Annotated in this window: 22 protein-coding genes; 11 read left to right on the forward strand and 11 right to left on the reverse strand. The window is 66.1% G+C overall.

Annotated features, from left to right (window positions below):
- Positions 1 to 64: 64 nt before the first annotated feature.
- The 4 genes from VN11_RS11355 to VN11_RS11370 form a co-directional block, all read right to left on the reverse strand.
- Positions 65 to 3,133 (reverse strand): TonB-dependent receptor, encoded by a 3,069-nt coding sequence (locus VN11_RS11355; protein ID WP_053449789.1) that lies wholly within the window; start codon positions 3,131 to 3,133, stop codon positions 65 to 67.
- Positions 3,134 to 3,245: 112 nt separating this feature from the next.
- Complete coding sequence (locus VN11_RS11360; RefSeq protein ID WP_080374917.1) at positions 3,246 to 4,292, reverse strand: FecR family protein; 1,047 nt, start codon at positions 4,290 to 4,292, stop codon at positions 3,246 to 3,248.
- Positions 4,289 to 4,780: an RNA polymerase sigma factor gene (locus VN11_RS11365; protein ID WP_080374918.1), complete on the reverse strand. Its 492-nt coding sequence runs from the start codon at positions 4,778 to 4,780 to the stop codon at positions 4,289 to 4,291. The genes VN11_RS11360 and VN11_RS11365 overlap by 4 nt, the downstream gene beginning before the upstream one ends.
- A 188-nt stretch (positions 4,781 to 4,968) precedes the next feature.
- Complete coding sequence (locus tag VN11_RS11370; RefSeq protein WP_053449791.1) at positions 4,969 to 5,649, reverse strand: ArsR/SmtB family transcription factor; 681 nt, start codon at positions 5,647 to 5,649, stop codon at positions 4,969 to 4,971.
- Between the two features lie 89 nt (positions 5,650 to 5,738).
- Between VN11_RS11370 and VN11_RS11375 the strand changes: the two genes are divergently transcribed.
- A complete protein-coding gene (locus VN11_RS11375; protein ID WP_053449792.1) occupies positions 5,739 to 6,935 on the forward strand; it encodes an MFS transporter in 1,197 nt (398 codons plus the stop codon).
- A gap of 57 nt (positions 6,936 to 6,992) precedes the next feature.
- On the opposite strand, the gene VN11_RS11380 is transcribed toward VN11_RS11375, so the two are convergent.
- Both VN11_RS11380 and VN11_RS11385 read right to left on the reverse strand, forming a co-directional pair.
- Complete coding sequence (locus VN11_RS11380; protein ID WP_053449793.1) at positions 6,993 to 7,520, reverse strand: DUF6622 family protein; 528 nt, start codon at positions 7,518 to 7,520, stop codon at positions 6,993 to 6,995.
- Positions 7,521 to 7,622: 102 nt separating this feature from the next.
- Positions 7,623 to 8,441: a S1 family peptidase gene (locus VN11_RS11385; RefSeq protein ID WP_053449794.1), complete on the reverse strand. Its 819-nt coding sequence runs from the start codon at positions 8,439 to 8,441 to the stop codon at positions 7,623 to 7,625.
- Positions 8,442 to 8,631: 190 nt separating this feature from the next.
- Here VN11_RS11385 and VN11_RS11390 point away from each other — a divergent pair, with 190 nt between their 5' ends.
- Positions 8,632 to 8,910: a hypothetical protein gene (locus tag VN11_RS11390; protein WP_053449795.1), complete on the forward strand. Its 279-nt coding sequence runs from the start codon at positions 8,632 to 8,634 to the stop codon at positions 8,908 to 8,910.
- Positions 8,911 to 8,921: 11 nt separating this feature from the next.
- Here VN11_RS11390 and VN11_RS11395 read toward each other — a convergent pair whose 3' ends face one another.
- The 3 genes from VN11_RS11395 to VN11_RS11405 form a co-directional block, all read right to left on the reverse strand.
- Positions 8,922 to 10,427 (reverse strand): serine hydrolase, encoded by a 1,506-nt coding sequence (locus tag VN11_RS11395; RefSeq protein WP_080374919.1) that lies wholly within the window; start codon positions 10,425 to 10,427, stop codon positions 8,922 to 8,924.
- A gap of 80 nt (positions 10,428 to 10,507) precedes the next feature.
- The gene (locus tag VN11_RS11400) at positions 10,508 to 11,380 is read right to left on the reverse strand and encodes a methylenetetrahydrofolate reductase (protein ID WP_053449797.1); all 873 of its coding nucleotides are present in this window, start codon (positions 11,378 to 11,380) and stop codon (positions 10,508 to 10,510) included.
- Positions 11,380 to 12,294 carry a LysR family transcriptional regulator gene (locus VN11_RS11405; protein WP_053449798.1) on the reverse strand — a complete coding sequence of 305 codons (915 nt, stop codon included), beginning with the start codon at positions 12,292 to 12,294 and terminating at the stop codon, positions 11,380 to 11,382. Before VN11_RS11405 ends, VN11_RS11400 begins: the two co-directional genes overlap by 1 nt.
- A gap of 176 nt (positions 12,295 to 12,470) precedes the next feature.
- Here VN11_RS11405 and msuE point away from each other — a divergent pair, with 176 nt between their 5' ends.
- From msuE to VN11_RS11425, 4 genes are all read left to right on the forward strand, one after another.
- On the forward strand, positions 12,471 to 13,052 hold the full coding sequence (gene msuE, locus VN11_RS11410) for an FMN reductase (protein ID WP_053449799.1): 582 nt from the start codon (positions 12,471 to 12,473) through the stop codon (positions 13,050 to 13,052).
- A 57-nt stretch (positions 13,053 to 13,109) separates the two neighbouring features.
- Positions 13,110 to 14,087: a DUF1852 domain-containing protein gene (locus VN11_RS11415; protein ID WP_053449800.1), complete on the forward strand. Its 978-nt coding sequence runs from the start codon at positions 13,110 to 13,112 to the stop codon at positions 14,085 to 14,087.
- A gap of 38 nt (positions 14,088 to 14,125) precedes the next feature.
- Positions 14,126 to 15,160, forward strand: a complete 1,035-nt coding sequence (locus tag VN11_RS11420; protein ID WP_053449801.1) for a methionine synthase — start codon at positions 14,126 to 14,128, stop codon at positions 15,158 to 15,160.
- 132 nt (positions 15,161 to 15,292) lie between these two features.
- A complete protein-coding gene (locus VN11_RS11425) occupies positions 15,293 to 16,540 on the forward strand; it encodes an arsenic transporter (RefSeq protein ID WP_053449802.1) in 1,248 nt (415 codons plus the stop codon).
- Positions 16,541 to 16,552: 12 nt separating this feature from the next.
- Here the strand turns inward: VN11_RS11425 and VN11_RS11430 are convergent, their stop codons facing one another.
- Positions 16,553 to 17,731, reverse strand: coding sequence for a serine hydrolase domain-containing protein (locus VN11_RS11430; RefSeq protein ID WP_080374920.1), 1,179 nt, complete (start codon positions 17,729 to 17,731; stop codon positions 16,553 to 16,555).
- A 180-nt stretch (positions 17,732 to 17,911) separates the two neighbouring features.
- Between VN11_RS11430 and VN11_RS22850 the strand changes: the two genes are divergently transcribed.
- Both VN11_RS22850 and VN11_RS11435 read left to right on the forward strand, forming a co-directional pair.
- Entirely contained in the window at positions 17,912 to 18,034 is a 123-nt protein-coding gene (locus VN11_RS22850; protein ID WP_265349059.1) for a hypothetical protein, read from the forward strand.
- Positions 18,035 to 18,148: 114 nt separating this feature from the next.
- Positions 18,149 to 18,922: an AraC family transcriptional regulator gene (locus VN11_RS11435; RefSeq protein ID WP_238581791.1), complete on the forward strand. Its 774-nt coding sequence runs from the start codon at positions 18,149 to 18,151 to the stop codon at positions 18,920 to 18,922.
- Here VN11_RS11435 and VN11_RS11440 read toward each other — a convergent pair.
- Positions 18,910 to 19,911, reverse strand: coding sequence for an extracellular catalytic domain type 1 short-chain-length polyhydroxyalkanoate depolymerase (locus VN11_RS11440; RefSeq protein ID WP_053449804.1), 1,002 nt, complete (start codon positions 19,909 to 19,911; stop codon positions 18,910 to 18,912). The genes VN11_RS11435 and VN11_RS11440 overlap by 13 nt on opposite strands.
- 221 nt (positions 19,912 to 20,132) lie before the next feature.
- On the opposite strand from VN11_RS11440, the gene VN11_RS11445 reads away from it, so the two are divergent.
- Genes VN11_RS11445 through VN11_RS11455 form a run of 3 tightly spaced genes read left to right on the forward strand, consistent with a single transcriptional unit; the run spans position 20,133 to position 23,689 of the window.
- A complete protein-coding gene (locus VN11_RS11445; RefSeq protein ID WP_053449805.1) occupies positions 20,133 to 22,295 on the forward strand; it encodes a TonB-dependent receptor in 2,163 nt (720 codons plus the stop codon).
- Between the two features lie 33 nt (positions 22,296 to 22,328).
- Positions 22,329 to 23,207 (forward strand): alpha/beta fold hydrolase, encoded by an 879-nt coding sequence (locus VN11_RS11450; RefSeq protein WP_006446335.1) that lies wholly within the window; start codon positions 22,329 to 22,331, stop codon positions 23,205 to 23,207.
- Positions 23,204 to 23,689 carry a MaoC family dehydratase gene (locus VN11_RS11455; RefSeq protein ID WP_053449806.1) on the forward strand — a complete coding sequence of 162 codons (486 nt, stop codon included), beginning with the start codon at positions 23,204 to 23,206 and terminating at the stop codon, positions 23,687 to 23,689. Before VN11_RS11450 ends, VN11_RS11455 begins: the two co-directional genes overlap by 4 nt.
- The last annotated feature ends 12 nt before the right edge of the window (positions 23,690 to 23,701 follow it).

Genomic DNA, 23,701 nt, shown 5'->3' on the forward strand with positions numbered 1-23,701 from the left:
GAAAGCGCGCGAACGACGCACGGACCCTCGCGGGTCCGCACGCTGCCGGTGCGTGGATGCCTGCTTAGAAGTCCGCGCGCAGGCCCAGGCTGATGCGGCGGCCCGAGGTCTCATCCATGGTCGGGAAGGACGGGTCCATGGTGTAACCGCTGGTCCGCTCGTTGGTGAGGTTGATGCCCTTCAGGCTGATCTTGATGTTGTCGGTGATGCGGTAGCCGATCGACACATCCATCTGGCCATAGGCATCGCGCCAGATCGGGTACAGGTTGTAGCCGATCGATTCGACGTAGGCGCCCTTGTGGTTGTAGGACACGCGCGCGTCGAAGCGCGAATTCTCATAGTAGGCGGTGAGGTTCCAGGTCTTCTCCGACAGCCCCGGCATCGGGGTGCGGATGCCCAGGCTGGATTCGCCGGCCAGCGAGCTGTCCAGCATGGTGTAGTTGGCATTGATGCCAAACCCGTCCAGCCACGGCGTGAACATGTTCAGCGGCAGCTGCGCCACCAGTTCAACGCCATCGACCTGGTAGGAACCCTTGGCATTCACCGGCTGGTAGACGTCGAAATCGTAGATGCCATTGAGGCTGCCGTTGGCGTTGTATACCGCCACATCCTGCACCACGCCGGTCAGGGAGTTGATCACCACGCCATCGATGTTCTTGCGGAAGTAGCTGGCGGCGAACAGCGCGCCGTTGTCCAGGTACTTCTCCAGGCCGACCTCCCACTGCTTGGCATAAGTGGGCTTCAGCTCAGGATTGCCATCGGTGAAACGGTAGGAGCCCCAGCTGGCGGTGCGCTTGTAGGCGATGTCGGTCAGCGCCGGGCGCATCATCACCTTGGACGCCGCCGCGCGCAGCAGCAGGCCGTGCGACAGCTCGGCGGTCATGTTGAAGCTGGGCAGCAGGTCGTCATAGCTGCCGTCCTTCGACACCGGGGTGTCGGTGTAGCCGGTGCTGCCGTTGGGCAGCTGGATCGGGTGATAGCCGAACGAATCAACCTTCGTGTCCACGTAGCGCGCACCCGCATTGACGGTGAACGGCACGCTGCCGATGTCGAAGGCGAAGTCGGCCATCGCGTAGAAGCTCATCACCTTCTCGTCGACCTGGTAGAACTGGCCAGGATCGAACGGGGTCTGGAAGCCCGCGTAGCGGAACGCGCTGCGTGCGTAGTCGTTGGAGATCTGCTGCCAGGCCAGCCCCTTGTTGGAGTAGCTGCCGCCGGGAACGATGTCGTCGATGTACTGAAGCGGGCTGTCGGCCATCGTGCGGGTGTTGACCCAGGCGCTGCTGCCCGCGCTCGGCCCGGTGATCTTCAGTTCACCGTACTGGCGCTCCTTGGAGCGATCGGTGTAGCGCGCACCGAACCGGACCGTGTGCAGCGCGGGCAGGAAGGCCATGTCCAGCAGGCGGGTGACATTGACCTGGGCGGCGTACTTGTCGTCCTTCACCTTCTCCAGCGTGGTCTCGTAGGCCTCGAACAGGTACCGGCTCGGGTCGTTGTACATGTCGAAGCTGCCGGCGGCGGCGGTCGGGATGGTCTCACCGCTGCTGCCGGTCCAGCGGGTGCGCGACGGCGCATAGGCCACGTGCTTGAGGTTGGAGAAATCCGAGGTCTTCTCCGCGCCGGAGTAGCCCACCAGCGCATCCACGTACCAGCGGTCGCCCTTCCAGTCCATCGCCATGCTGTACTGGCTGTAGTCGGTCTTGTTGATCCGCTCCTTGCTCAGCATCTCGTGCTGGGTGGCGGTGTAGGACACATCACGCAGCACCACCATGCCGTACTCGGACAGCGTAGTGGCATCGTAGGCATGGATGGTGTCGAACGTACTGCGGCTGGAGGCCGAATAGGCGGCCGCGTCGTACTCGTCCTCGGTGCTGTCATAGCCGCCGACCATCGCGTCGAAGGTCAGGCTGAAGGTGTTGCTGGGCTTGTACTGCAGCGACCCGGTGGCGCCCCACTTGTCCTGCTCGTTGAGATAAACGCGGTCACCCACCTTGTCCTGGAACACGACCCGGTTGGTCTGCTCGGCATCATTGCGATTGGTGATGTTGACGCCCGCATCGCGCAGCAGCACCGCCTGCGCCTGGGTGCCGCGGGTGCCCGAGGCAGTGAGGAAGCGCGAGGACGGCCGGAAGTTGATGCCCGAGGTGGAGTCGGTGCGGTTGGTGCGCTTGGACTGCGAGTACGAGACCAGCGCGCCCCAGTCACCCCAGGTATCGGCGGCGAGGAAGGCAAAACGCGGATCCACCTCCTCCGAGATGCTGTTGTGCGCACCTTCGGCGGAGAACACCAGCTTGCGTTCGTTGTAGTCGAACGGGCGTGCGGTGGAGATCTTCACCGAGCCGGCAATGCCGCCCTCTTCGTCGGCGGCGGTGGGCGACTTCTGCACGGTCACCTGCTGGATGATCTCCGAGGCGAACATGTCGAACTCTACATCGCGACCGCCACTGCCCGAGGCGGTCGCCAGATCGTTGATCGAAACGTGGGTGTACTCCGAAGGCAGGCCGCGCACATTGACCTTGGTGCCCAGCCCCTTGTTGCGCTCGATGGTCACGCCCGGCATGCGCTGCAGGGCTTCAGCGAGATTCTGTTCGGGAAAATCGGCCACGTCGGTCGCGACGATCGAATCTGAAAAGCCCACCGTGGCGCGCTTGATGTCTACGGCCTTCTCCAGGCTGCGGCTGTAGCTGCCGGTGACCTGGATGGTTTCCAGGTTGGCGGCCTGCGCACCGGAACTCGCAGCGCCGGCCGGTGCCGATGCCGCAACTGCGCCCACCACCGCCGCGGGTGCTGCCAGCGCGGAGGTGGCGGCCGGTGCGCTGGCGTCCTGTGCTTCGATGGTGACCGTGGTGGCATTGAGATAGCGGTAGCGCAGGCCGGTGCCGGCCAGCAGGCGGGTCAGCGCTGCGTCCGCGCTCAGGCCGGCCGGTACGCCCGGCGTGCGCGGATTGCCCGCATTCTGCGCGTTGTAGACGAACTGCAGGCCAGTCTGGCGCGACAGCGCGTTGAGCGCCCCATCCAGCGGCTGCGAGGCGATCGCTTCGCTGGCGACGCGTGCCGGTTCTGCGGCGTTGGCGCCGGCCGTGGCGGTGATCTGCAGTGCAAGGGCAATGGAAAGGAACAGGGTGCGGCGCATCGTAGGGTCCAGTAGGGAATGGCGGTGGTCGCGGAACAGGTGTGTTCCTGCATTCCCCATCTACGAGGGCGCAGCGCGCCGATCGGGCACCACTTGTTCGATGAATTTTTTCTTACAGCGCCTGCGGCGCTCCAGCGCGCAACCGCACATGGATTCCGTCCGGCGCCACCTGCGTAACCAGTGTTGGTTGCTGGTCGAGGAACGCGCGCAGCGACGCCACGTCATCCGCGCGCAGGTTGCCGGTCAGGCGCAGCGCACCAGCGTCATCACTCACGTGCAGGCGCAGCGCGTTGCGCCGGTTGAAGCGGTCGGCCACGTCGCGCAGCGCCTCGTCGCGGAACAGCACCCGCCCCGTCCACCATGCCGTCATGCTGGCGGCATCCTCCTCGCGGATGCGCACGCGCTGGTCACGGTAGTCGACCTGTGCGGCCTGCCCGGCGCCCAGGTCGGCCAGCATGCGTCCGCGGCCACCATCGCCGCGGACGTGCACGCGCCCTTCGCTGACCCCGATGCGGGCCTGCTCGCGCAGCAGCGAAACATCGAACGTGGTGCCGATGTCCGTCACCTGCAGGCCAGCAGCATGTACTGCGAACGGGCGCCGGTCCTTGGCCACGACGAAGCTGGCCTGGCCACGTTCAAGCTCGACGCGCCGCCCCAGCAGGGTCATGCGCACCGAAATTTCGCTTTCAGCGTCCAGGCGCACGACGGTGCTGTCTGGCAGCGTTACCTGCCGCGGCATGCCATGTGCGGCCACATAGTGCCCGGTGCGCGGCCAGGCGATGGTGGCGCCTACGCCTACAGCGAGCATCAGCGCCGCTGCGGCCGCGATTCGCGGCAAGCCGGGTGCGGGCCGTGCCCGGCGCTGGCTTGGTGCGGCGGACGGGCGTGGCGACAACCGCACGACGTTGTGATCATTGCGCGTCGGCGCGGGAGCCTTCAACAGTGCGTCGACGTCATCCGGCATGCCGCGCAGCGCATCGCCCAAGGCACCGGCCACCTCGCTGATGGCCATGTACTCGCGCAGATGCTCAGGGGAAACCAGCAGCCACTGCATGAAGGCGTGCTGCTGCGAAGGGCTGAGGTCGCCTTCGCGCTGCAGCGCGTGCCACTGCGCGGCGGCCAGGGTCAGCGCCGATGGATGATCAATGGCCACGCTCACGACCTCCCTGCCGGTTCGGCCAGCGCCCGGCGGCACACCGAAAGCCCGCGCACCACGTGCTTCTTCACCATATGCGCTGACACGCCCATCCGTTCGGCGATCTGCTTGTAGCTCAGACCATCGCGGTACTGCATGACCAGCACCGCCCGGGTGTGTTCGGGCAGGGTCTCCAGCAACGTCTGCAGGCGCTGGCGGCGCTGCTCCCGTTCGGCGGCGTCTTCCACGCATTCCCCGCTGGCCAGGTTTTGGCCCGGGCCTTCGATCTCTTCGATGGACAGGGTCGACCAGCGCCGGCGCGCGGCCTGCTCGCGCGCCAGATTCTGCGCGACGGTGAACAGGTACGCTTCGGGGTTGGCGATCGGCTCGCCCTTGCCTTCATGCGCACGCAGCAGGCGCAGATAGGTTTCCTGCACCAGGTCTTCGGCGTCCTGCCGCGCACCGCGTCGCACGAAGAAGCCACGCAATAGCGGCGCGTGCTCTTCGAACATGCGCGCCAGGCGCCGTCTTGCCTGTTCGGCCACCTGCGTCGCCCCTGCCCCCTGAAGTGCGCCGCAAGGTACGGGCGCGGCGTGACGCCTTCATGACGGCTTCACGTTGGCCATGGAGATGTTCCTTCTCCCACCCGGCTACGTATCGGCGGCATCCAGGCTGGCCCCTCTACGCCGCGACTGGCATCCTACGGGCCGGTAATCACTTCGAAACCGGCCGCTTTCCATTCGGGAAAGCCATCCTCCAGGCGCCGCACAGTGAAGCCCAGCGCCCTCAGTTTTTCCACGACCTCGAAGGACATCACGCAATACGGGCCTCGGCAGTAGGCCACGATCTCCCTGTCCTTGGGCAGGTTGATCAATGCCGCTTCCAGTTCCGAGGCGGGAACGTTCAAGGCACCGGGAAGATGGCCCAGGGCGTATTCCGACGAAGGCCGAACATCCAGAAGGGTCACTCCATCCGTCGCCAGGCGCTCCAGCAGCGCTTCGCGCGATACGGGTTCAAGGGCGTCGCGCTGTTCGAAGAAATCCCGCATGACACCCTGCACTTCGGCAACATTGCGCTCGCCGAAGCAGCCCAGCGCCCGCAGCAGCGCAACGACCTCGGCCTCGCCGGACAGGCTGTAATAGATGTGCTTGCCCTGGCGATCGGGCTCCACCAGCCGGGCCCGCCGCAGCAACTGAAGGTGTCGCGAGGTATTGGCCACGCTCAACCCGGTCGCCTCCGCCAGCGCCTCGACGCTGCGCGGCCCCTGCGAAATCGCCTCCAGCAGCTCCAGCCGGTGAACATGCCCGATCGCCTGGGCGACGTCAGCCAGGGCGTGATAGATCGCCTGCCTGGGCTGGGGGATTGACTTTGCCTTATCCATACTCAAACATTCTGCATATTGATTGAATGTTAGTCCAGTCACTGGCTGAACCCGCGTCACGGCACCCATCCTATCCAAGAAGCGTCCCCATGCCCGGCAACCCCATGCATCGGCAGGTGTTCCTGCTGGCCAGCGCCCAGGCGCTGTTCCAGATTGTCTCGGTGATCGTCATGACCGTCGGCGGGCTGGCGGGTGCTCACCTCGCCCCTGCCCCGCAGTGGGCCACCCTCCCCATCGCGACCATGTTTCTGGGAACGGCATTGACCACCTTCCCCGCCGCCATGTGGATGGCCAGGGCCGGGCGGCGGGTCGGATTCATCTGCGGTTCGCTGCTGGGCCTGGCCGGCGGCGGCATTGCTGCGCTGGGAATCGCCCGGCATTCGATGGCCTTGCTGGCTGCCGGCACGCTGCTGGTGGGCGCTTACCAGGCCTTCGCGCAGTTCTATCGCTTCGCCGCCAGCGAGGTGGCAGACGAAGCATTCCGCCCTCGGGCGATTTCGCTGGTGATGGCCGGTGGCATCATCGCGGCGCTGGTCGGGCCATCGCTGGCCCGCCTGGGTGGGCCGCTGCTGCAGGCGGAGTATCAAGGCTCCTTCATCATCCTCGCCGTGGTCTCGCTGGTGGCGACCGGAGTGCTGGCCGGATTGAGAATGCCGGCTACCCCCAAAGCCGACCCGGGTGAGCCCGCTGGGCGCCCATGGCAGCAGATCGTGTTCCAGCCCGCGTACCTGGTGGCGCTGTTCGGCGCTGCGACCGGCTATGGAATCATGATCCTAGCGATGACGGCGACGCCCATTGCCATGGTTCACCATCATCACGCCCTTGGCAGTGCCGCAACGGTGATCCAGCTCCATGTGCTGGGCATGTTCCTGCCCTCGTTCCTTACCGGATCGCTGATCGCTCGTTTTGGCGCTGTCCGCATCATGCTGGCCGGTGCGGTGATCTTCGTCGGGCATGTACTGATGACGACCACCGGCACTGGATTCGGCTCCTTTGCGACGGCACTGGTCATGCTCGGCGTGGGCTGGAACTTCATGTACGTGGGAGGCACGGCACTGCTCACCACGACCTACACGCAGGCCGAGCGCGCCCGGGCACAGGCGATCAACGACATGACCATCTTCGTTGTCGGTCTGGGCTGTTCGTTTGGTGCAGGAGGCCTGTTGGATGCGCTTGGCTGGCAGCGCATGAACCTGATGCTGATTCCGTGGCTGCTGGCCGCGGCGGCGGCACTGGCCTGGCTTGGGCGCAAAGGGCGGCGCGCCGCCCTGGCATCGGGTGTGTAGATGCGGCGTTGCGTCGGCAGAGGGCTATTACTGTGACGCGTCACGCTCGAGCGGAACTCAGCCCGCGATCCCCAGCCCCTTGCCCGCCGCGTCCAGCCGCAACGAAGCCAGGTAGCGGCAGTACTTGCCAATGAACAGGCCGGTGAATCCACCCGACAGCAGCAGGTACGCCGCGCTGGCGCCGGCATGGTTGGTCAATGCGGGCGAGATCGCAAAGGCGACTTCGAAGCCGTACTTCACCAGGAACGTGACCAGCAGCAGCGGCAACACGCTGTAGTCCGCATTGCGCCAGAGCTTCCCGGTGGCGCTGTCGAACGTCAGCTTCACGTGGCCCAGCAGCAGCCACCCCAGCGCCGCGCCCGAGCCGATGCCGGCCAGCCACTCAGCCCAGGTACTCAGGGACATCCCGTAGCGGTGGCTGATCGACCAGGCACCCCATACGGTGAACAGCACAGGCACCACGGCCAGCTTCTGCAGGGACGTTTCGCCCGGCTTCATGGCGGCAATACCGCGCGTGACCAGGAAGGCCAGAAGCAGCCAGACCCAGGTAGGCGTCTGCGACACAAGGTGCTGGAGCATGTTCATGGGTCGTCCCTCGGCTGAATGGTGGCGGAGCGTCTCCGCCTTGGTGCTCACTATTCGCTTCCAGCCCAGTTGCGGCCAGTGACAGCTGTCAGCCATCGAGGGTTACTTGGGGGAACGGAATGAGACGAGGACGCTCTCGATCCAATCCACATACCGCGACACCCGAACGTTGTGCACCACCTGGCCGTAAAAGCCCGCCTCGAGGGCATGCTCGGGAACGGCGCTGATCCAGGAGCCCAAGCCGACCAACTGCCAGGTTCCATGATCCTCGACCAGCAACGGTCCACCGCTGTCGCCGTTGCCGAGCACCCCCTCGAGCGGCAGGCCCTGCGGCGGCGCATCGAACCGATACCAGAGATAGCGATCGTTGCCGCCGGTAATGGCGTTGCATGCGCGCCGCAAGGCGGTTCGATGCGATCCTCCCGGCACCAGCCCAACCACACCATTGCCTGTGGCGCCCTTGCCTATCAGGGTGGCGGCCTGCGTGACCTCGGCATTGCCGCGATAGAGCGCCACGGGTGGCACATCGTTCACCGGCGCTGCGAGCCGGATCAACGCAATGTCATCCGATCCGGCCAGGAACGCGTGGATCTTCGCGGGGCTGCCCGTCGCCAGCGCCTCCTTGCCCAGCGCATCGGGCATCTTCCTGTAGCCGGGGTGCAGTATCACCCGCTCCACGCCGTAGTCGGTTCCATTGATGGCGATCGCCTGCCCCATTCCTTCCATCGGTGCGGCATGCGCTGCAGTCAGCACCCATCGCGGCGCGATCAGAACGCCCTGCCCCTCGCCCGGCATGTCGGCCAGGGCTGGAAATTCGGATCCATCGATCCGGTATCGGGCATCGTCCACATCGTGCCGGATCACGACGGCCCCGGCAACGGATGGCAGGGCGGCGAACGCGAGGAGCAGCCAGCGAATCATGTGGACCTTTGTCGTTGCGTTCAGTCGCAGCAGCCTAGCCGAACACTTCCCGCAAAGTCAGTGCCTGCGACCGGACCTCCACGTTCAACGACGAACGCAGTGAAAACCGCCTTCGAAGAGGCTCCGGCCACATGCCGTTAACGGCCCGGCCCTATGCTGGAGCTTCATGCAAACCCACGAGACGCGACCCATGACCAAGCTGCACACCCTGCTGCTGACCGGCAGCCTGCTCGCCCTGAGCCCGCTGGCCTCGGCCGAGACCGTGAACCTGACCAACAGCGCGGACGGCGCCAACCGCGAAGCCGGCATCACGGCGGTGAAGAAGAAACTGCAGGATGCGTGTACCGACCGCAAGGGCTCGCCCGATGCCGCCTCGTTCGAAGTGGTGTTCGAGAAGACCAGCGAGAACCCCAACGTACCCAAGCCCTACTATGTGGACGGCCGGATGAAGTGCGAACTGCCGGGCTGAAGGGCCAGGCCCTACTCCTGTTCCAGCTCCTTCAATACGGCGCGCAGGCGCGCATCATTGGGCGCCAGCGCCGCCGCCGTGCGGTAGCTGTTGATCGCCTGCTTGCGCTGGCCATTGGCCCGGTAGGCTTCGCCCAGGCTGTCATGCACATTCGCCGATTGCGGGTGTGCGCGGGCGTTCCACTGGAACACGGCCACTGATTCCGGCACGCGCTTCATCCTCAACAGGCGGTAGCCCAGCGAGTTCAGCGCCTGCTCGGAGGTGTCGTACTGGCTGGCCGCAGGCCCCAGTGCCTCATAGGCGCGGGTCATGCCCGGCACACCCGCTGACAGTGCGGCCGGCACCAGCAGGGTGCCCAGATTCTTCCGGGCCAGGGTAACCGGCATGCCGTGCAGTACGCCCATCAGTTGCTTGCCGAGGCTCGCTGCGGTTTCGCCCTGCCAATAGTTGTCCAGCACGATCACCACCGACTGGTCCTGCCCGGCGCGGAGCCAGTAGGTCTGGTAGCCCGGAACGCTGCCTGTATGCGATTCCACCGGGTAGCTGCCACCGGCAGGCAAGGGCCAGTTCTCCACTTCCCAGCCGTAGCCATAGCCCGAGCGATGGTTGGTCCACATGGCCTGCCGCGAAGGCGCGCTCAGCAGCGAATCATCCTGCAGGGCCTGGTCCAGCCGCAGCAGATCGTCAACGGTGGAGTACAGGCCGGCGGCCGAGAACGAGACGCTCGGATCGATCGGCATCGGGCGCGCCAGGCTGAAGTCCGGCCGGGTCTGGTAGCCGGTCGCCAGGCGCGGAATGAGTGCGCTGGCGCGGTACAGCCCGCTGTTGGTCATGCCGGCCTTGTCCAGGATCCGGCGCTGCAGGTTGGCCTCGTAGCTGGCGCCCGTTGCCTTCTCGATGATCAGGCCGAGCAGGAAGTAGCCATTGTTGTTGTAGCGCCACTCGGCCCCCGGCGCGCTCTGCAGTGTGCCGGGAATCCACGCTTTGGCGAAGTCATCGGGCGCCAGCGAGAGCCGGGCCTGCGTCTGCCACCACGGGTCTTCGTAACTGCGTGGCAGGTCGGCAATGCCGGACGTGTGATTCAACAGCTGCGCCACCGTGACCGCAGCCGCAGGCGTGCCGGCATAGAGCGCGGGCAGGTACTCGCCCAGCGTGCCGTCCAGCCGTAATGTGTTTTCCTGCACCAGCTGCATCACCAGGATGGCGGTGATCGGCTTGCTCAGCGAGCCGATGCGGAAAACACCATCCTCGACGTTCGGCACCTGCCATTCGCGGTTGGCCAGTCCATGGGCGCCCCGATACAGGATGCGCCCGTGCTGGGCGACAAGCACGACGCCGTTGAAATCACGATTCGCTGCATAACTGTCCACCAGCTGCGCGATCTCGGCCGGGCCAGCGGCCGCCCTCGCCTGCCCGGCGATGCCGGCCAGCAACACCAGCGAACCCGCCGCTGCGGAAACCATCCTCAGCACTGACCGCTTCCACTCCATGGAGAACTGCAGGATGGCGCTGGGCATCTACCTACCTCACGAGTCGATGCCGCAGTGTAGCGGTGCCGGGCTGCCGCGAACGCGTCCCGGCCGCCATGACTGATGGCCTATGAGGGGCTGGACGCCAGTGCGCGCTGCCGATAGCGCTCGATCCACGCCAGCGACGGTGCGATGCCGCCAAACGGAAAGAAGTGCGGACTGACCGCGCCATGGGCGTCGGTCAGCCCCCGCACGAGGTGGTCGACAAACACCTCCGGCCCGGCCGTTCCCAGCAACCGGCCGATCGAGATGCCGTACCGCGCCAGCATCGAGGCACTGGCTCCCACGCCACACATCGCGGCGTAGCGCGCCAGCCGCGTGATGCTGGCCGGCCCTGGCACGCCCACCAGCACCGGAACGCGGATGCCGCGGGAGCGCAGATCATCCAGCCAGGCCAGGACGATGTCGGCATCAAAGGCGAACTGGGTGATGATCAGCGGCGCCATGCGCCGTGCTTCGATGGCCTGGCACTTGCGTTCAAGCACCTGCCAGCGCTCGCCACTGCCCATCACCGGGTGGCCTTCCGGGTGCCCGCCGATGGCGACCACCTTGATGCCGGAGCCTTCGAGAATGCCGGTGTCGATGATCGCGGTACTGTCGGCGAACGGCCCGGCCGGCGCCGCCAGATCGCCGGCGATCAACAGGCATCGTTCCACCCCGGCCTCGCTCGCGGCACGCTGCATGAAACGCTCAAGCGCAGCCCGCGACTCGATGCGGCGCGCCGACAGATGTGGCATCGGCTCGAAACCCAGCTGGCGCACAATGCGTGCCGCTGCCAGCCGCGCGTTGTCGTCTTCGCTTGCCAGGTACGGAATGGAAATGGTCGTGCCCGGCGGGATGCGATCTGCTTCGGCGCGCAACGCAGGCAGGGCCTTCGCGCCGACCTCCAGCGAATACCTGTTGATGAAAGCCGCTGCCTGGGCAGGCGCACGTGCGGACATCACCCGCCCCCGCGCACGTTGCTGGCGATGGGCGTGCTGTTGCGGGCCAGTTCGACGAAGGCCTGCAGGTAGTCGATGGTGGTGTCCGCCTCGCGTGCTCCCAGGTAGATCTGCTTGGGTATGCCCTTCGCACCCAGGCGCACCGGCACCACGTCCATGCGCGCGGCGTACTCTTCCACCAGCCAGCGCGGCATGGCGGCGACGCCCCGGCCGCTTGCCACCATCTGCATCATGATGTCGGTGGTTTCAATGGTCTTGTGGCGACGCGGCGTGATGCCGGCCGGCAGCAGGAACTGGTTGTAGATGTCCAGCCGCTCGAACGGCACCGGGTAGCTGATCAGCACCTCCTGGCCGAGCTGGCGCGGCTTTACGTGGTCGACCCTGGCCAGGGCATGGCTGCTGGCCACCACCAGCACCTGCTCGTAGTCGAACACGGGCACGAACTTCAGGCCGGGCTTGAGCAGCGGATCGGGCGTGACCAGCAGGTCGATCTCGTAGCCGAACAGCGCGCCGATGCCGCCGAACTGGAACTTCTGCTTGACGTCCACGTCCACGTCCGGCCACGCGGCCAGGTAGGGCGAGACGATCTTCAGCAGCCACTGGTAGCAGGGGTGGCATTCCATGCCGATGCGCAGCGCGCCGCGCTCGCCCTGCGCGAACTGGCCCAATCGCTCCTCGGCCAGGTCCAGCTGCGGCAGCACGCGATTGGCCACTGCCAGCAGGTACTGCCCGGCCTGGGTCAGGCGCAGGCTGCGGCCTTCGCGCAACCAGACATCGGTACCGAGCTGCTGCTCCAGCTTCTTCATGCTGTGGCTGAGCGCCGACTGGGTCAGGTTGAGGACGCCGGCAGCGGCGGTCAACGAGCCCTGCTGCTCGACCTGCTGCACGATGCTGAGGTGGATCCGCTCCAGCATGATGATGAATCCCGCTCATGGATTGGTGAAGTAATACCATTTTACGTCATGGAATGGCATGGCTAGCATCGGCTCATGCCTTCGGTTGCCTGTACGCCCGGCCACCCCGCCGGCCTGCAGGACTGCGTCCGCGCAGACCGCCCGAAGCAGCCCCTCCCCAGCTGAAAGCAGAACCGATGACCCGCCCCCTCCGTATCGTCGCCGTCTCCGGCGGACTGCAGCGCCCCTCCCGGGCTGCAACTCTGGCCGAGCACCTGCTGGACCTGATCGGCGAAGACGTTGCCTGCGAACCGCACCTGATCGAGCTGGGCGAGCTGGCGCCGCAGCTGGCTGGCGCGCTGTGGCGATCGCAGCTGCCCGAGGCGGTGGAGCGGCAGCTGGCCGCGGTCGAGCAGGCCGACGTGCTGGTGGTGGCCACGCCGGTCTACCGCGGCTCCTACACGGGGCTGTTCAAGCACTTTTTCGACTTCATCCACCAGGACGCGCTGGTCGATACCCCCATCCTGCTGGCCGCCACTGGCGGCAGCGAACGCCACGCGCTGGTGATCGACCACCAGCTGCGGCCGCTCTTCAGCTTCTTCCAGGCCCGCACCCTGCCACTGGGTGTCTATGCCACCGACCGCGATTTCGCCGATGGCCGCGTGCACAACGAGGCGCTGATCCAGCGGGCGCGGCTGGCGGTGCAGCGGGCGATGCCCCTGCTTGCCCTGTCCCACCGCGCCGCACCGGCCACCGCCGAGATCGCAGCAGCCCTTTGAATGCCGAATGCCGCAATCCTGCATTCGGATGTGACCCCGCAACCCGGAACGCCACCCATGACGACCGACAGCTTTACCTTCAGCATCACGCGCATCCCCTTCAACGAAGACTACCAGCCCGCTGACGGCACGCGCATCACCACCAATTTCGCCAACCTGGCCCGTGGCGCGTCGCGGCAGGAGAACCTTCGCAACACGATCAGCATGATCAACAACCGCTTCAACGACCTGGCCCACTGGGACAACCCCAATGCCGACCGTTACGCGGTCGAATTGGACATCATCTCGGTGGAGATGCACATCGACGGCGGCGATGGCAGTGATCCGTTCCCGCTGATCGAAGTGCTGCGGCCAACCATCGTTGACACGCAGACCGGCATGCGCACCGAAGGCATCGTCGGCAATAACTTCTCGTCCTATGTGCGCGACTACGACTTCAGCGTGGTGCTGCCGGCCAGCAACGAGGGCAAGGCCACCTTCGGCATTCCGGACGGCTTCGGCGACCTGCACGGCAAGCTGTTCAGGCACTTCCTGGCGTCGGACGCCTACCGCGCCAACTTCAGCAAGGCGCCGGTGATCTGCATCAGCGTGTCCAGCAGCAAGACCTATCACCGCACCGAGAACCACCACCCGATCCTGGGCGTGGAGTATCGGCAGGGCGAGTTCTCCCCCACCGACCAGTACTTCGACAAGATGGGGCTGCAGGTGCGCTACTTCATGCCGCCGGGCAGCGTCGCGCCGCTGGCGTTCTACTTCCGCGGCGACCTGCTGGGCGACTACTCGAACCTGGAGCTGATCGGCACCATCAGCACCATGGAAGCGTTCCAGAAGATCTACCGCCCGGAGATCTACAACGCCAACTCGGTGGCCGGCAAGGTCTACCAGCCCAGCCTGAAGCACCAGGACTATTCCTCCACCCGCATCGTCTACGACCGCGAAGAGCGCAGCCAGCTGGCGGTCAAGCAGGGCCGGTTCACCGAAGAGCACTTCATCAAGCCGTACCGCGCCGTGCTTGAGCAGTGGGCTGCCCGCTGATCCATCGATTTCCACTCGCCCCCAGGAAACAACACGCAATGTCGACGAAGAAACTGCTCCCCACCTCCACCGCCGGCAGCCTGCCCAAGCCCTCCTGGCTGGCAGAGCCCGAGAAGCTCTGGTCGCCCTGGAAGCTGCAGGACGACGCCCTGACCGAAGGCAAGCAGGACGCGCTGCGCCTGTCCCTGCAGGAACAGCAGCATGCCGGCATCGATATCGTCAGCGACGGTGAGCAGACCCGGCAGCACTTCGTGACCACGTTCATCGAGCACCTCAGCGGCGTCGATTTCGAGAAGCGCGAGACCGTGCGCATCCGCAACCGCTACGATGCCAGCGTGCCCACCGTGGTCGGCGCGGTCAGCCGCCCGAAGCCGGTGTTCGTGGAGGATGCGAAGTTCCTGCGGCGGCAGACCTCGCAGCCGATCAAGTGGGCCCTGCCCGGCCCGATGACCATGATCGACACGCTGTACGACGCGCACTACAAGAGCCGCGAGAAGCTGGCGTGGGAGTTCGCGAAGCTCCTCAATGAGGAAGCGAGGGAGCTGGAGGCTGCCGGCGTGGACATCATCCAGTTCGACGAGCCGGCCTTCAATGTGTTCTTCGACGAAGTGAACGACTGGGGCGTGGCCGCGCTGGAACGGGCGGTTGAAGGACTGAAGTGCGAAACCGCCGTGCACATCTGCTACGGCTACGGCATCAAGGCCAACACCGACTGGAAGCAGACGCTGGGCTCGGAGTGGCGCCAGTACGAGGAATCGTTCCCGAAGCTGCGGACGTCCAGCCTGGACATCATCTCGCTGGAATGCCACAACTCGCACGTGCCGATCGACCTGATCGAACTGGTGCGCGGCAAGAAGGTGATGGTCGGCGCCATCGATGTGGCCTCCAGCACGGTGGAAACGGCCGAGGAAGTGGCCAGCACCCTGCGCAGGGCGCTGCAGTTCGTCGATGCCGACAAGCTGTACCCGAGCACCAACTGTGGCATGGCACCGCTGGCCCGTGATGTCGCCCGGGGCAAGCTGCGCGCGCTCAGCGGAGGGGCGAGGATCGTGCGCGAGGAACTCTCGGCCTGACCCCGGCCCGGGCGTGGTTGCCCGCTGCAACACAGTTCGCAGGGTATGATGCCGCCTCCCTCCGAACTGCTGTGGGTGCAGCGGGCGTGCTGCTGTTGATAGCGTGCCGGCGCAGCCGAGATCCCCCGCCCGATGCCCGCTTCCTACTCACCTTTGTTGATCTGGGCGGCTGTGGCTGTGGCCACGGTCGGCCTGCTGTTCCGTCCGTTCCGCATTCCGGAATACGTGTGGGCGCTGGGGGCTGCCGCATTGCTGCCGCTGCTGGGTGCGGTATCGCTGGACATGACCTGGGGTGCGGTGGCCGAGGGCCGTGATGTCTATCTGTTCCTGGTCGGGATGATGGTGCTGGCCGAGCTTGCCCGTCGCGAAGGCCTGTTCGACTGGCTGGCGCTCTATGCCGTTCGTCATGCCGGCGGCTCGGGGCGGCGCCTGTTCGATCTGGTGTTCCTGGTCGGCACGCTGGTAACCGTGTTCCTCTCCAACGATGCCACGGCCGTGGTGCTGACGCCCGCGGTCTACGCGGCCTGCAGGGCGGCGCGTGCCAACCCGCTGCCCTACCTGTTCGTCTGCGCGTTCATCGCCAATGCGGCCAGCTTCGTGCTGCCCATTTCCAATCCGGCCAATCTGGTGGTGTACGGCCAGCACATGCCACCGCTGCTGCAGTGGCTGGCGCAGTTCGCACTGCCCTCGCTGGCTGCGATCGGCGCCACCTACCTGGTGCTGCGCTGGGTCCACCGGCACGAGATCGCCCAGCCGCTGGTGGCGGCACCAGAGCATCGGCCATTGACCAACGGCGGCCGGCTGAGCGCGATGGGCGTCCTGTTCACCGGCAGCGTGCTGCTGGTGACCTCGGCGCTGAACGGCCCGCTGGGCCTGGCCACATTCTGTGCCGGCGGGCTCAGCGTCGCCGTGGTGGCGATCCGGCAGCGCCGCAGCCCGCTGCCGATGCTGCGCCACGTGTCGTGGGGCGTACTGCCGCTGGTGGCTGGCCTGTTCGTGCTGGTGGAGGCTGTCGCACAGACCGGCGCCATCCAGAGCACGGCCAGCGCATTGCAGGCCCTGGCACAGGCGTCGCCCGGGCAGGCCAGCTGGCTGGCCGGGGGCGCCGCCGCGCTGCTGAGCAACGTGGCCAACAATCTTCCAGTGGGGTTGGCAGCCGGCTCGCTGGGCCAGATGGCCGATCTGCCGGCACAGACCCGGGCCGCGCTGCTGGTGGGCGTGGACCTGGGCCCCAACCTGTCGGTGACCGGCTCGTTGGCCACGATGCTGTGGCTGGTGGCGCTGCGCCGCGAAGGCGAGCATGTCAGCGCGCTCGACTTCCTGCGCGTTGGTGCGCTGGTGATGCCGCCCGCGCTGATCGGCGCCTTGCTGCTGCTGTAGCCGTGCGCTGCCTCACCCTGCCCGAGGCGGTAACGCTTCGCGTGCGACCACTTTTCCGACAAGCGTATCGATCGCCGCTTCCATGGCACGCGCGGTCTGGTCGCCGCTCTGGTTGGTGATGACGAAGATACCCAGGTCATGCTTCGGCATGATGTAGATGTAGCATTGCGATCGGGGGACGCCGCCATGGTGGGCGTAGTAGACGCCCTTCTGGCGATCGCCAGCGACGATGTTCCAGAAGTAGCCGACGCTGAACTCATCGTCGAACCGGGCCAAAGCGCGATGTGATTCCTTTACCACCGGCCCATTGGCCAGCTGGAACTGAAGGTACTTCACCATCTCGGGGACAGTAGCCTTCACACCGCCGGAAGCACCCCACGGCAACGGCGGCATCGGCGTGGTCGGTACCGGATTGTCACTGTGGTAGCCGACCGCCAGCCGCGAAGCATCGGCATCGTCCAGCCTGATCCTGAGGCCGGTCATCGCGGCGGCGTCGCTGAAGAAGCCACGCAGCAGTGACTGGTAGTCTCGCTGGTGGATCACCTCCAGGATGTGCGCGGTCAGTTCGGTCCCGGCGCTGGAGTATGCGTACTCCTTGCCGGGCGCGCGCGGGATCCGTACGGCGTGCAGATCCCTGAGGAAATCCGGCTTTCCGTAGTGCGCGTACAGCGCATTGAGCTCGGCGGGCGTGCGGTGATCGGTGAAGTCTTCCAGCACCGTGTTTGCGCGCTCGGGCAGCATGTTCGGCAGCCCACTGGTGTGCGACAGCAGGTGGCGGACCCGGATGGGCTCCCCCTGGTATTGCAGGTTCGGGTAGTTGCCCTGCAGGAACGTGCGGACGTCGTCATCCAGGCTGAGCCGGCCGTCCAGCACCGCATCGGCCATCAACGTGCCTGCCAGCGTCTTGCTCAGCGAGCCGATCTCGTAGATCGTTGCATCGGTCGGTGCGCCTGGGCTGCCGGCCACCATCTGGCCGCGATGACCGATGAAACTCCGGCCCCGGTGAACCACCGCGATGGAGGCCGAGTGCAGCAAGGGCTGCTCGACCAGGGTCTGCGCCACTTCATCGATATCTGCTTGAAGATCCGCCGAGGGCTTCTGCCCCCCGCACCCGGCCAGCAGGAGCACGCTGGACATCAGCAGGACCGGGAGCCAGAGCCTGTACCGGATCGTCTTCAAGGGAGCTTCCATGCGTTGGCGCTTCAGGGGGGCGGAAAGAGCGCCCAACATAGCGGATTGGCGCGCGAGCATGCACCCGCCGGGCGCCTGCACGGCTTTGGCCGGATTGATGAATCACCTGGCGGAACTGTCGAATGACCCCGTTCCGGCCGCCGAATACGCTTGTCATCCTCGACCACAGAGGATGCCGACATGAGCGACACCACCGCGGCCGTCGCCGCCCCAGGTGCTGACCTGCCCATCGTCCACGTCCTGATGGGCTTCATCTGCGTCTGGCACAGGCGCGAACCGGAGCAGGCACGTGACGAGGCCTGAACGCCACTACAGGGCCGGCCCGACGCGCACCGGGCGGGTAACGAAGTGACGATATCGCTTGCAGGGCAGGACGAGGTCGATCCGGACTACCCCGATCGGATCGACGTGCCGGTGATGGTGCTTGGACTGGAACCCATTCCCGATGCCTGGGAAATGCCTTTCCATGAACACCGGAAGGCACAGGTCATGGTCGCTACGCGTGGGTTGATCACGCTGGAGACCCATGCCGGCCTCTGGGTGGTTCCACCGCAGGGGGCGGTATGGATTCCGGGCGGGCTGACCCATCGGGCCAGCAGCAGCGGAAAACCGCATGGATTCGTCGTGTTCGTTGAACCCGGAGCGGTACCGGGTTTGCCCACGCATTGCCGCACGATGGCGATCACTCCGTTCATGCACGCCCTGCTCGAACGCGTGGCAGATCACCCCCAACAGTACGAGCACGGCAGCGCACAGGCGCGGCTGATGGCGGTGCTCCTGGACGAACTCATTGCCGCGCCACCGGAGTGGATCCACCTGCCGATGCCATCCGAACCGAGGCTGCGCCGGTTGGCCAGTGCGATGTTGGCCGCGCCCGCCGAGCGGGCAACGCTGGACGTCTGGGCCGGCCGGATCGGCATGAGCGAGCGCAACATGTCCCGGTTGTTCTCCGGTGAAACCGGCCTGAGCGTCAGGCGCTGGCGCCGGCAGATGCACGTGGTGGTCGCGCTGCCGATGCTGGCCGGCGGCAAGACCGTCCAGGCCGTTGCGGATGAGCTGGGGTATGACAGCGCGGGCGCATTCGTGACCATGTTCCGCAAGACCGTGGGTGCCCCGCCCAAGCGCTTCCTGGCCGAACGGAGCACCCGACTGCGCGGGCCCGGCGCTGAAGACCAGGCTCAGCGCTGGTAGTCCTTCAGGAACAACCAGGTAATCAGCGTGGCGTCCGGCCCCTTGGGGTCGGTGAACGGCAGGCCCGACTGGCTGCCGCTCCACGCATGCCCCATGCCCTGCACCACATAGTGCTGGACCAGCGTGCGGCCGCCGTAGGCATAGGTATCCACCGTATAGGCGCGGCCACCCGGTACCTGCCCGTGATAGGTGCTGGTCGGCACATACTTCACCGAGTCATTGTCCTGGCCGTCATCGGCCAGATCGTTGGTCTGCAGGAACTGGCGCACGGCCTGCTGTCCGTTCACCGGGTTGACGGTGAGATCGGCGCTGCCATGGAACACCAGTACCGGCAGCGGTCGCGGCGACGGCGATCCGGAACACTGCCAGGCCAGCCGGCCGTTGCTGTCGGGCGAGTAGATGCTGCCGGCCAGCAGTGCATAGGCGCTGCCGGAAATCGTGGTCGCGCCCTTGAACATGCCGCCCGAATGGATGGCACCGGCGGCAAACACGTCCGAGTAGCAGGCCAGCATGATCGAGGTCATTGCACCGCCGGCGGAAATGCCGGTGACGTAGACGCGGTGCGGATCAACGCTGTAGCCCGCCTTCACCTTGTCCACGATGCCGGCCAGGATCGCCGCTTCGCCGCTGTCGCGCGCCTGGTTGATCGGCAGCTGCCAGTTCCAGCAACGCGCCGGGTTGGCGGTGACGTTCTGTCGTGGGTACACCACGATGAAGCCCTCGGTATCGGCCACATCGTTGAAGCCCGAGGCCTCGCCCATCAGGTTCGGCCCGGTCACGCAGCCGTGCAGCACCAGCAGCAGCGGAAGCGGCTGGGCGTCGTCGTAGCCGGCAGGTACCCAGACCTGGTACTCGCGGGCGCCGAACAGATTTCCGTACAGGCCGATGTCCCAATGTCCGGCCGGGCCTGCAGCGGAAGCGCTGCCCGCTGCCAGGCAGAGGCACAGCATCAGCAGCACCCGCTTGATCGAATCGATTGTGGAGTTCATGACCAGATCCTCCTGCGTGGGTCGTGGATGAAGGCGTACCGGGGAGCGTTCCCGGCTGGGGGCGCCCCCAGTATCCGCATCCCATGGCCACTGCCGACTGGACCTAGGTCCACTCGCTGGCGGCGGATGACACCGCTAGCCTTGGCTGCAGGGATGGCAAGGGGCCATCAATACGGACATGCCTGGGGGAGGAGTGGATGAAGCGGAACGGTTTGAGTCTCATGATCGGCGCATGGCTGGCCGCAGGGCCGGTACTGGCACAGGAAGCGCCGCCGGCCGGCCGGTCCGCCTCGCCGACCAACCTGGACAGCATCAAGGTCACCGCCCGCAAGCGCGAGGAAACCCTGCAGGAAGTGCCGGTGGCGGTCACCGCCTTTACTTCCGAAGCGCTGGACAGGATGAATGTCCAGGACATCAGCGACCTGGATGCGCAGGTGCCCAACCTCACCATCTACGCCGCGCGCGGCGCCAGCAGCACGGTCACCGCCTATATCCGCGGCATCGGCCAGTCCGACCCGACCTGGGGCGCCGACCCGGGCGTGGGCATCTATCTGGATGACGTCTACATCGCGCGCCCGCAGGGCGCCCTGCTGGACGTGTTCGATGTCTCGCGCATCGAGGTGCTGCGCGGCCCGCAGGGCACGCTGTACGGCAAGAACACCATCGGCGGCGCGATCAAGTACATCTCGCGCGGCCTGCCCACCCAGACCGAGGGCTTCGCCCAGATCACCGTGGGCAACTACAGCCAGCTCGATGCCAAGGCGGCCATCGGTGGCCCGATCGGCGGCGCCGACAGCGGCCTGCGCGCGCGCGTGGCGGTGGCCAGCATGAATCACGATGGCTTTGGCGAAAACACCGTCAATGGCCAACCGGTCAGCGACAAGCAGGTCAACGCGGCACGCCTGAATCTCGGCGCCTACGCGGGCGACGACTTCGACGTGCAGTTCGCACTGGACTGGATCGACGACCAGTCCGGCATGCGTGGCTCGAAGATGCTGGCACCGAACCCGTTCCTGCGCCCCTACCCGCCGATGGACAGCCGCTACGACATCCGCTCGGGCATGCGCAACCTCAACAACGTGGAGACGAAGGGCGCTTCGGCCACGGTGAACTGGCGGCCGAACGAGGACATCGCCGTGAAGTACGTGGTGGCCAAGCGCGAATCGGACAGCGAGGCCAACATCGACTTCGACACCACGCCGGTCAAGCTGGCCGACGTCAGCGGCACCTACAACGACAACCAGGTCAGCAACGAAGTGCAGCTGAACTACGATGCGGGCGGCCGCGTGCGCGGCGTGGTCGGCCTGTACCAGTTCAGCGGCGAGGCCGGTGGCCAGATCCAGAACAACTACTTCAGCGCGCAGTTCGCCGACAACCAGGGCAAGGTGCTGACCGACAGCATTGCGCTGTATGCGGACTGGACCTTCGACCTGACCAGCAGGCTCAAGCTGGATGTGGGCGCCCGCTACACCGACGAGGACAAGCGCGCGATCGTGCTCAACCGGCTCTATGCCGACCCGGGCTTCAGCCGGCCGGTGGCGGTGACCGCGGATTTCGACAAGAAGACCAACTTCACGAACGTCTCGCCCAAGGTCTCGCTGGACTACCAGATTACCCCGGACATCATGGTCTACGGCCTGGCCACGCGCGGCTTCAAGTCCGGTGGCTACAACATCCGCGCCAATGCGGTGGCGGTGCCGCGCTCGGCCGAGCCGTTCGACGACGAGACCGTGGACAGCTACGAGGTCGGCAGCAAGATGGCCTTCCTCGACCAGCGCCTGTTCCTGAACCTGTCGGCCTTCTACAACAAGTACAAGGACATCCAGCTGTCGGTGTTCACCGGCCTGGATACCAATGGCGATGGCATCGATGATTCCTTCTTCGGCGACTTCACAAATGCCGGCGCCGGCACCGTCAAGGGCCTGGAGGTCGAATACCAGTACCTGCCCACCCAGCACTGGCTGATCTCCGGCAACCTGGCCTGGCTGGACACCAAGTACGACGAGTACCTGGACCGTGGCGTCAACGTGGCCCCGCAGATGAAGTTCACCAATGCGCCGGAATTCTCCGGTGCGTTGAACGTGGAATACCGCACCGAGCTGGCCAACGGCAGCAACCTGTCGGCACGGGTGAGCTACAGCTACCAGAGCGAAGTGTGGCCGACCACCGACCTGAGCCCGGTGATCCGCCAGGACGGTTACGGGCTGGTCAATGCCGGCGTGATCTGGCGTCTGGATGATGCCTGGACCTTCTCGCTGCAGGGCACCAACCTGACCGACAAGGAGTACCGCACCACCGGCTACAACATCCCGGCGGTCGGCACGCTGATTGGCTTCTACGGCCCGCCACGCCAATATAGCCTCAGCGTCCGTTACGATTTCTAGAGCATCCGATACGATTTCCAGGAAGCCCCGTGCATGATGCAGTCTTACGTAGATCTGTACTGGAACAGCGACGATGGCCTGCGCCTGCACGCGCGTGACCATGCACCGGATACCGGGCAGGCGGCCCGCGGCACGGTGGTCTGCATCCCCGGCCTGACCCGCAATGGCGCCGATTTCGATGCGCTCGCCGGCATCCTCACTGCCGTGGGCTGGCGCGTGATCGCGGTTGACCTGCGTGGCCGCGCCGGATCAGAACGTGCGCATGATCCGTCCAGCTACAACCCGCGCACCTACGCAGATGACATGGTGGCGCTGCTGCGCGCGCAGAACATCGACAAGGCGGTGTTCATCGGCACCTCGCTGGGCGTCCTGGTGACCATCACCCTCGCCTCGCGCGCACCGCAGCTGATTTCCGCAGCGGTGCTGAACGACGCCGGCCCGAAAGTGCCGCGCGAAGCGCTGGCGCGGATTGGCAAGTACGCCGGCAAGCCGGTGCCGCCGATGGATCTGGAGCAGGCCACGGCCTATGTGGCGTCGATCGGCAAGGCCGCGTTTCCGCGCTTCAGCACCGAAGACTGGCGGGCGATGGCGGTGCGCACCTTCCGCCCGCGCAGCGATGGGCGGCTGGAACTGGACTACGACCCGGCGGTGATCCGCACGACGCGTCCCTGGCTGTTGTGGCTGCTGCGCCCCGTGCTGTGGCGCGCGGTGCGCGGGCTGACCGCGCGGGTGCCGGTGCTGGTGGTGCGCGGTGCGTTGTCCGATATCCTGCCGGCCGATGTTGCCCGGCAGATGGCGGCGACATCGGAGCGTGCCCGCCTGGTCGAAGTGCCCGACGTCGGCCATGCACCGATGTTGTCCGAGCCGGAAGCACGCGATGCGATCCTGGCCCTGCTGGAGCGTGTGCGGTGAGCAGCGGCCCTGTGGCGGACGCGCTGCCCAGTGCGCTGCAGGCCCTGCATCGGTGGGCCGCGGAGGAACGCGTGGGCGCCGGCATGCGCATCACGCAGGCAACGATCGACGCCTTCGCCGACGCCACCGGCGACCACAACTGGATCCACGTCGATCCGCGGCGCGCACAGGCGCAGTTGCCCGGTGGATGCACCATTGCACACGGCTTCCTGCTGCTCTCGCTCACCGTGCAGGACGACGTGGCGGCCCTGGCCGGATTTCCCGGTATTGCCCATGTCCTCAATTACGGCCTGAACAAGGTCCGCTTCCTGGCGCCGGTATCCAGCGGCACCGACGTACGCGTGCGCTCGCAGCTGGTGTCGCTGGATGCACGCCAGCCGGGGCAGTGGCTGCTCACCCAGCGCAAGGCCGTCGAACGCGTTGACGATGGCGAGCTGGCACTGGTTGCTGAGCAGCTGTCATTGATCGTGCTTGCCCCGTAGCACCCGCCTGCC

The sequence above is a fragment of the Stenotrophomonas maltophilia genome (assembly GCF_001274595.1).
GTDB lineage: Bacteria > Pseudomonadota > Gammaproteobacteria > Xanthomonadales > Xanthomonadaceae > Stenotrophomonas > Stenotrophomonas forensis.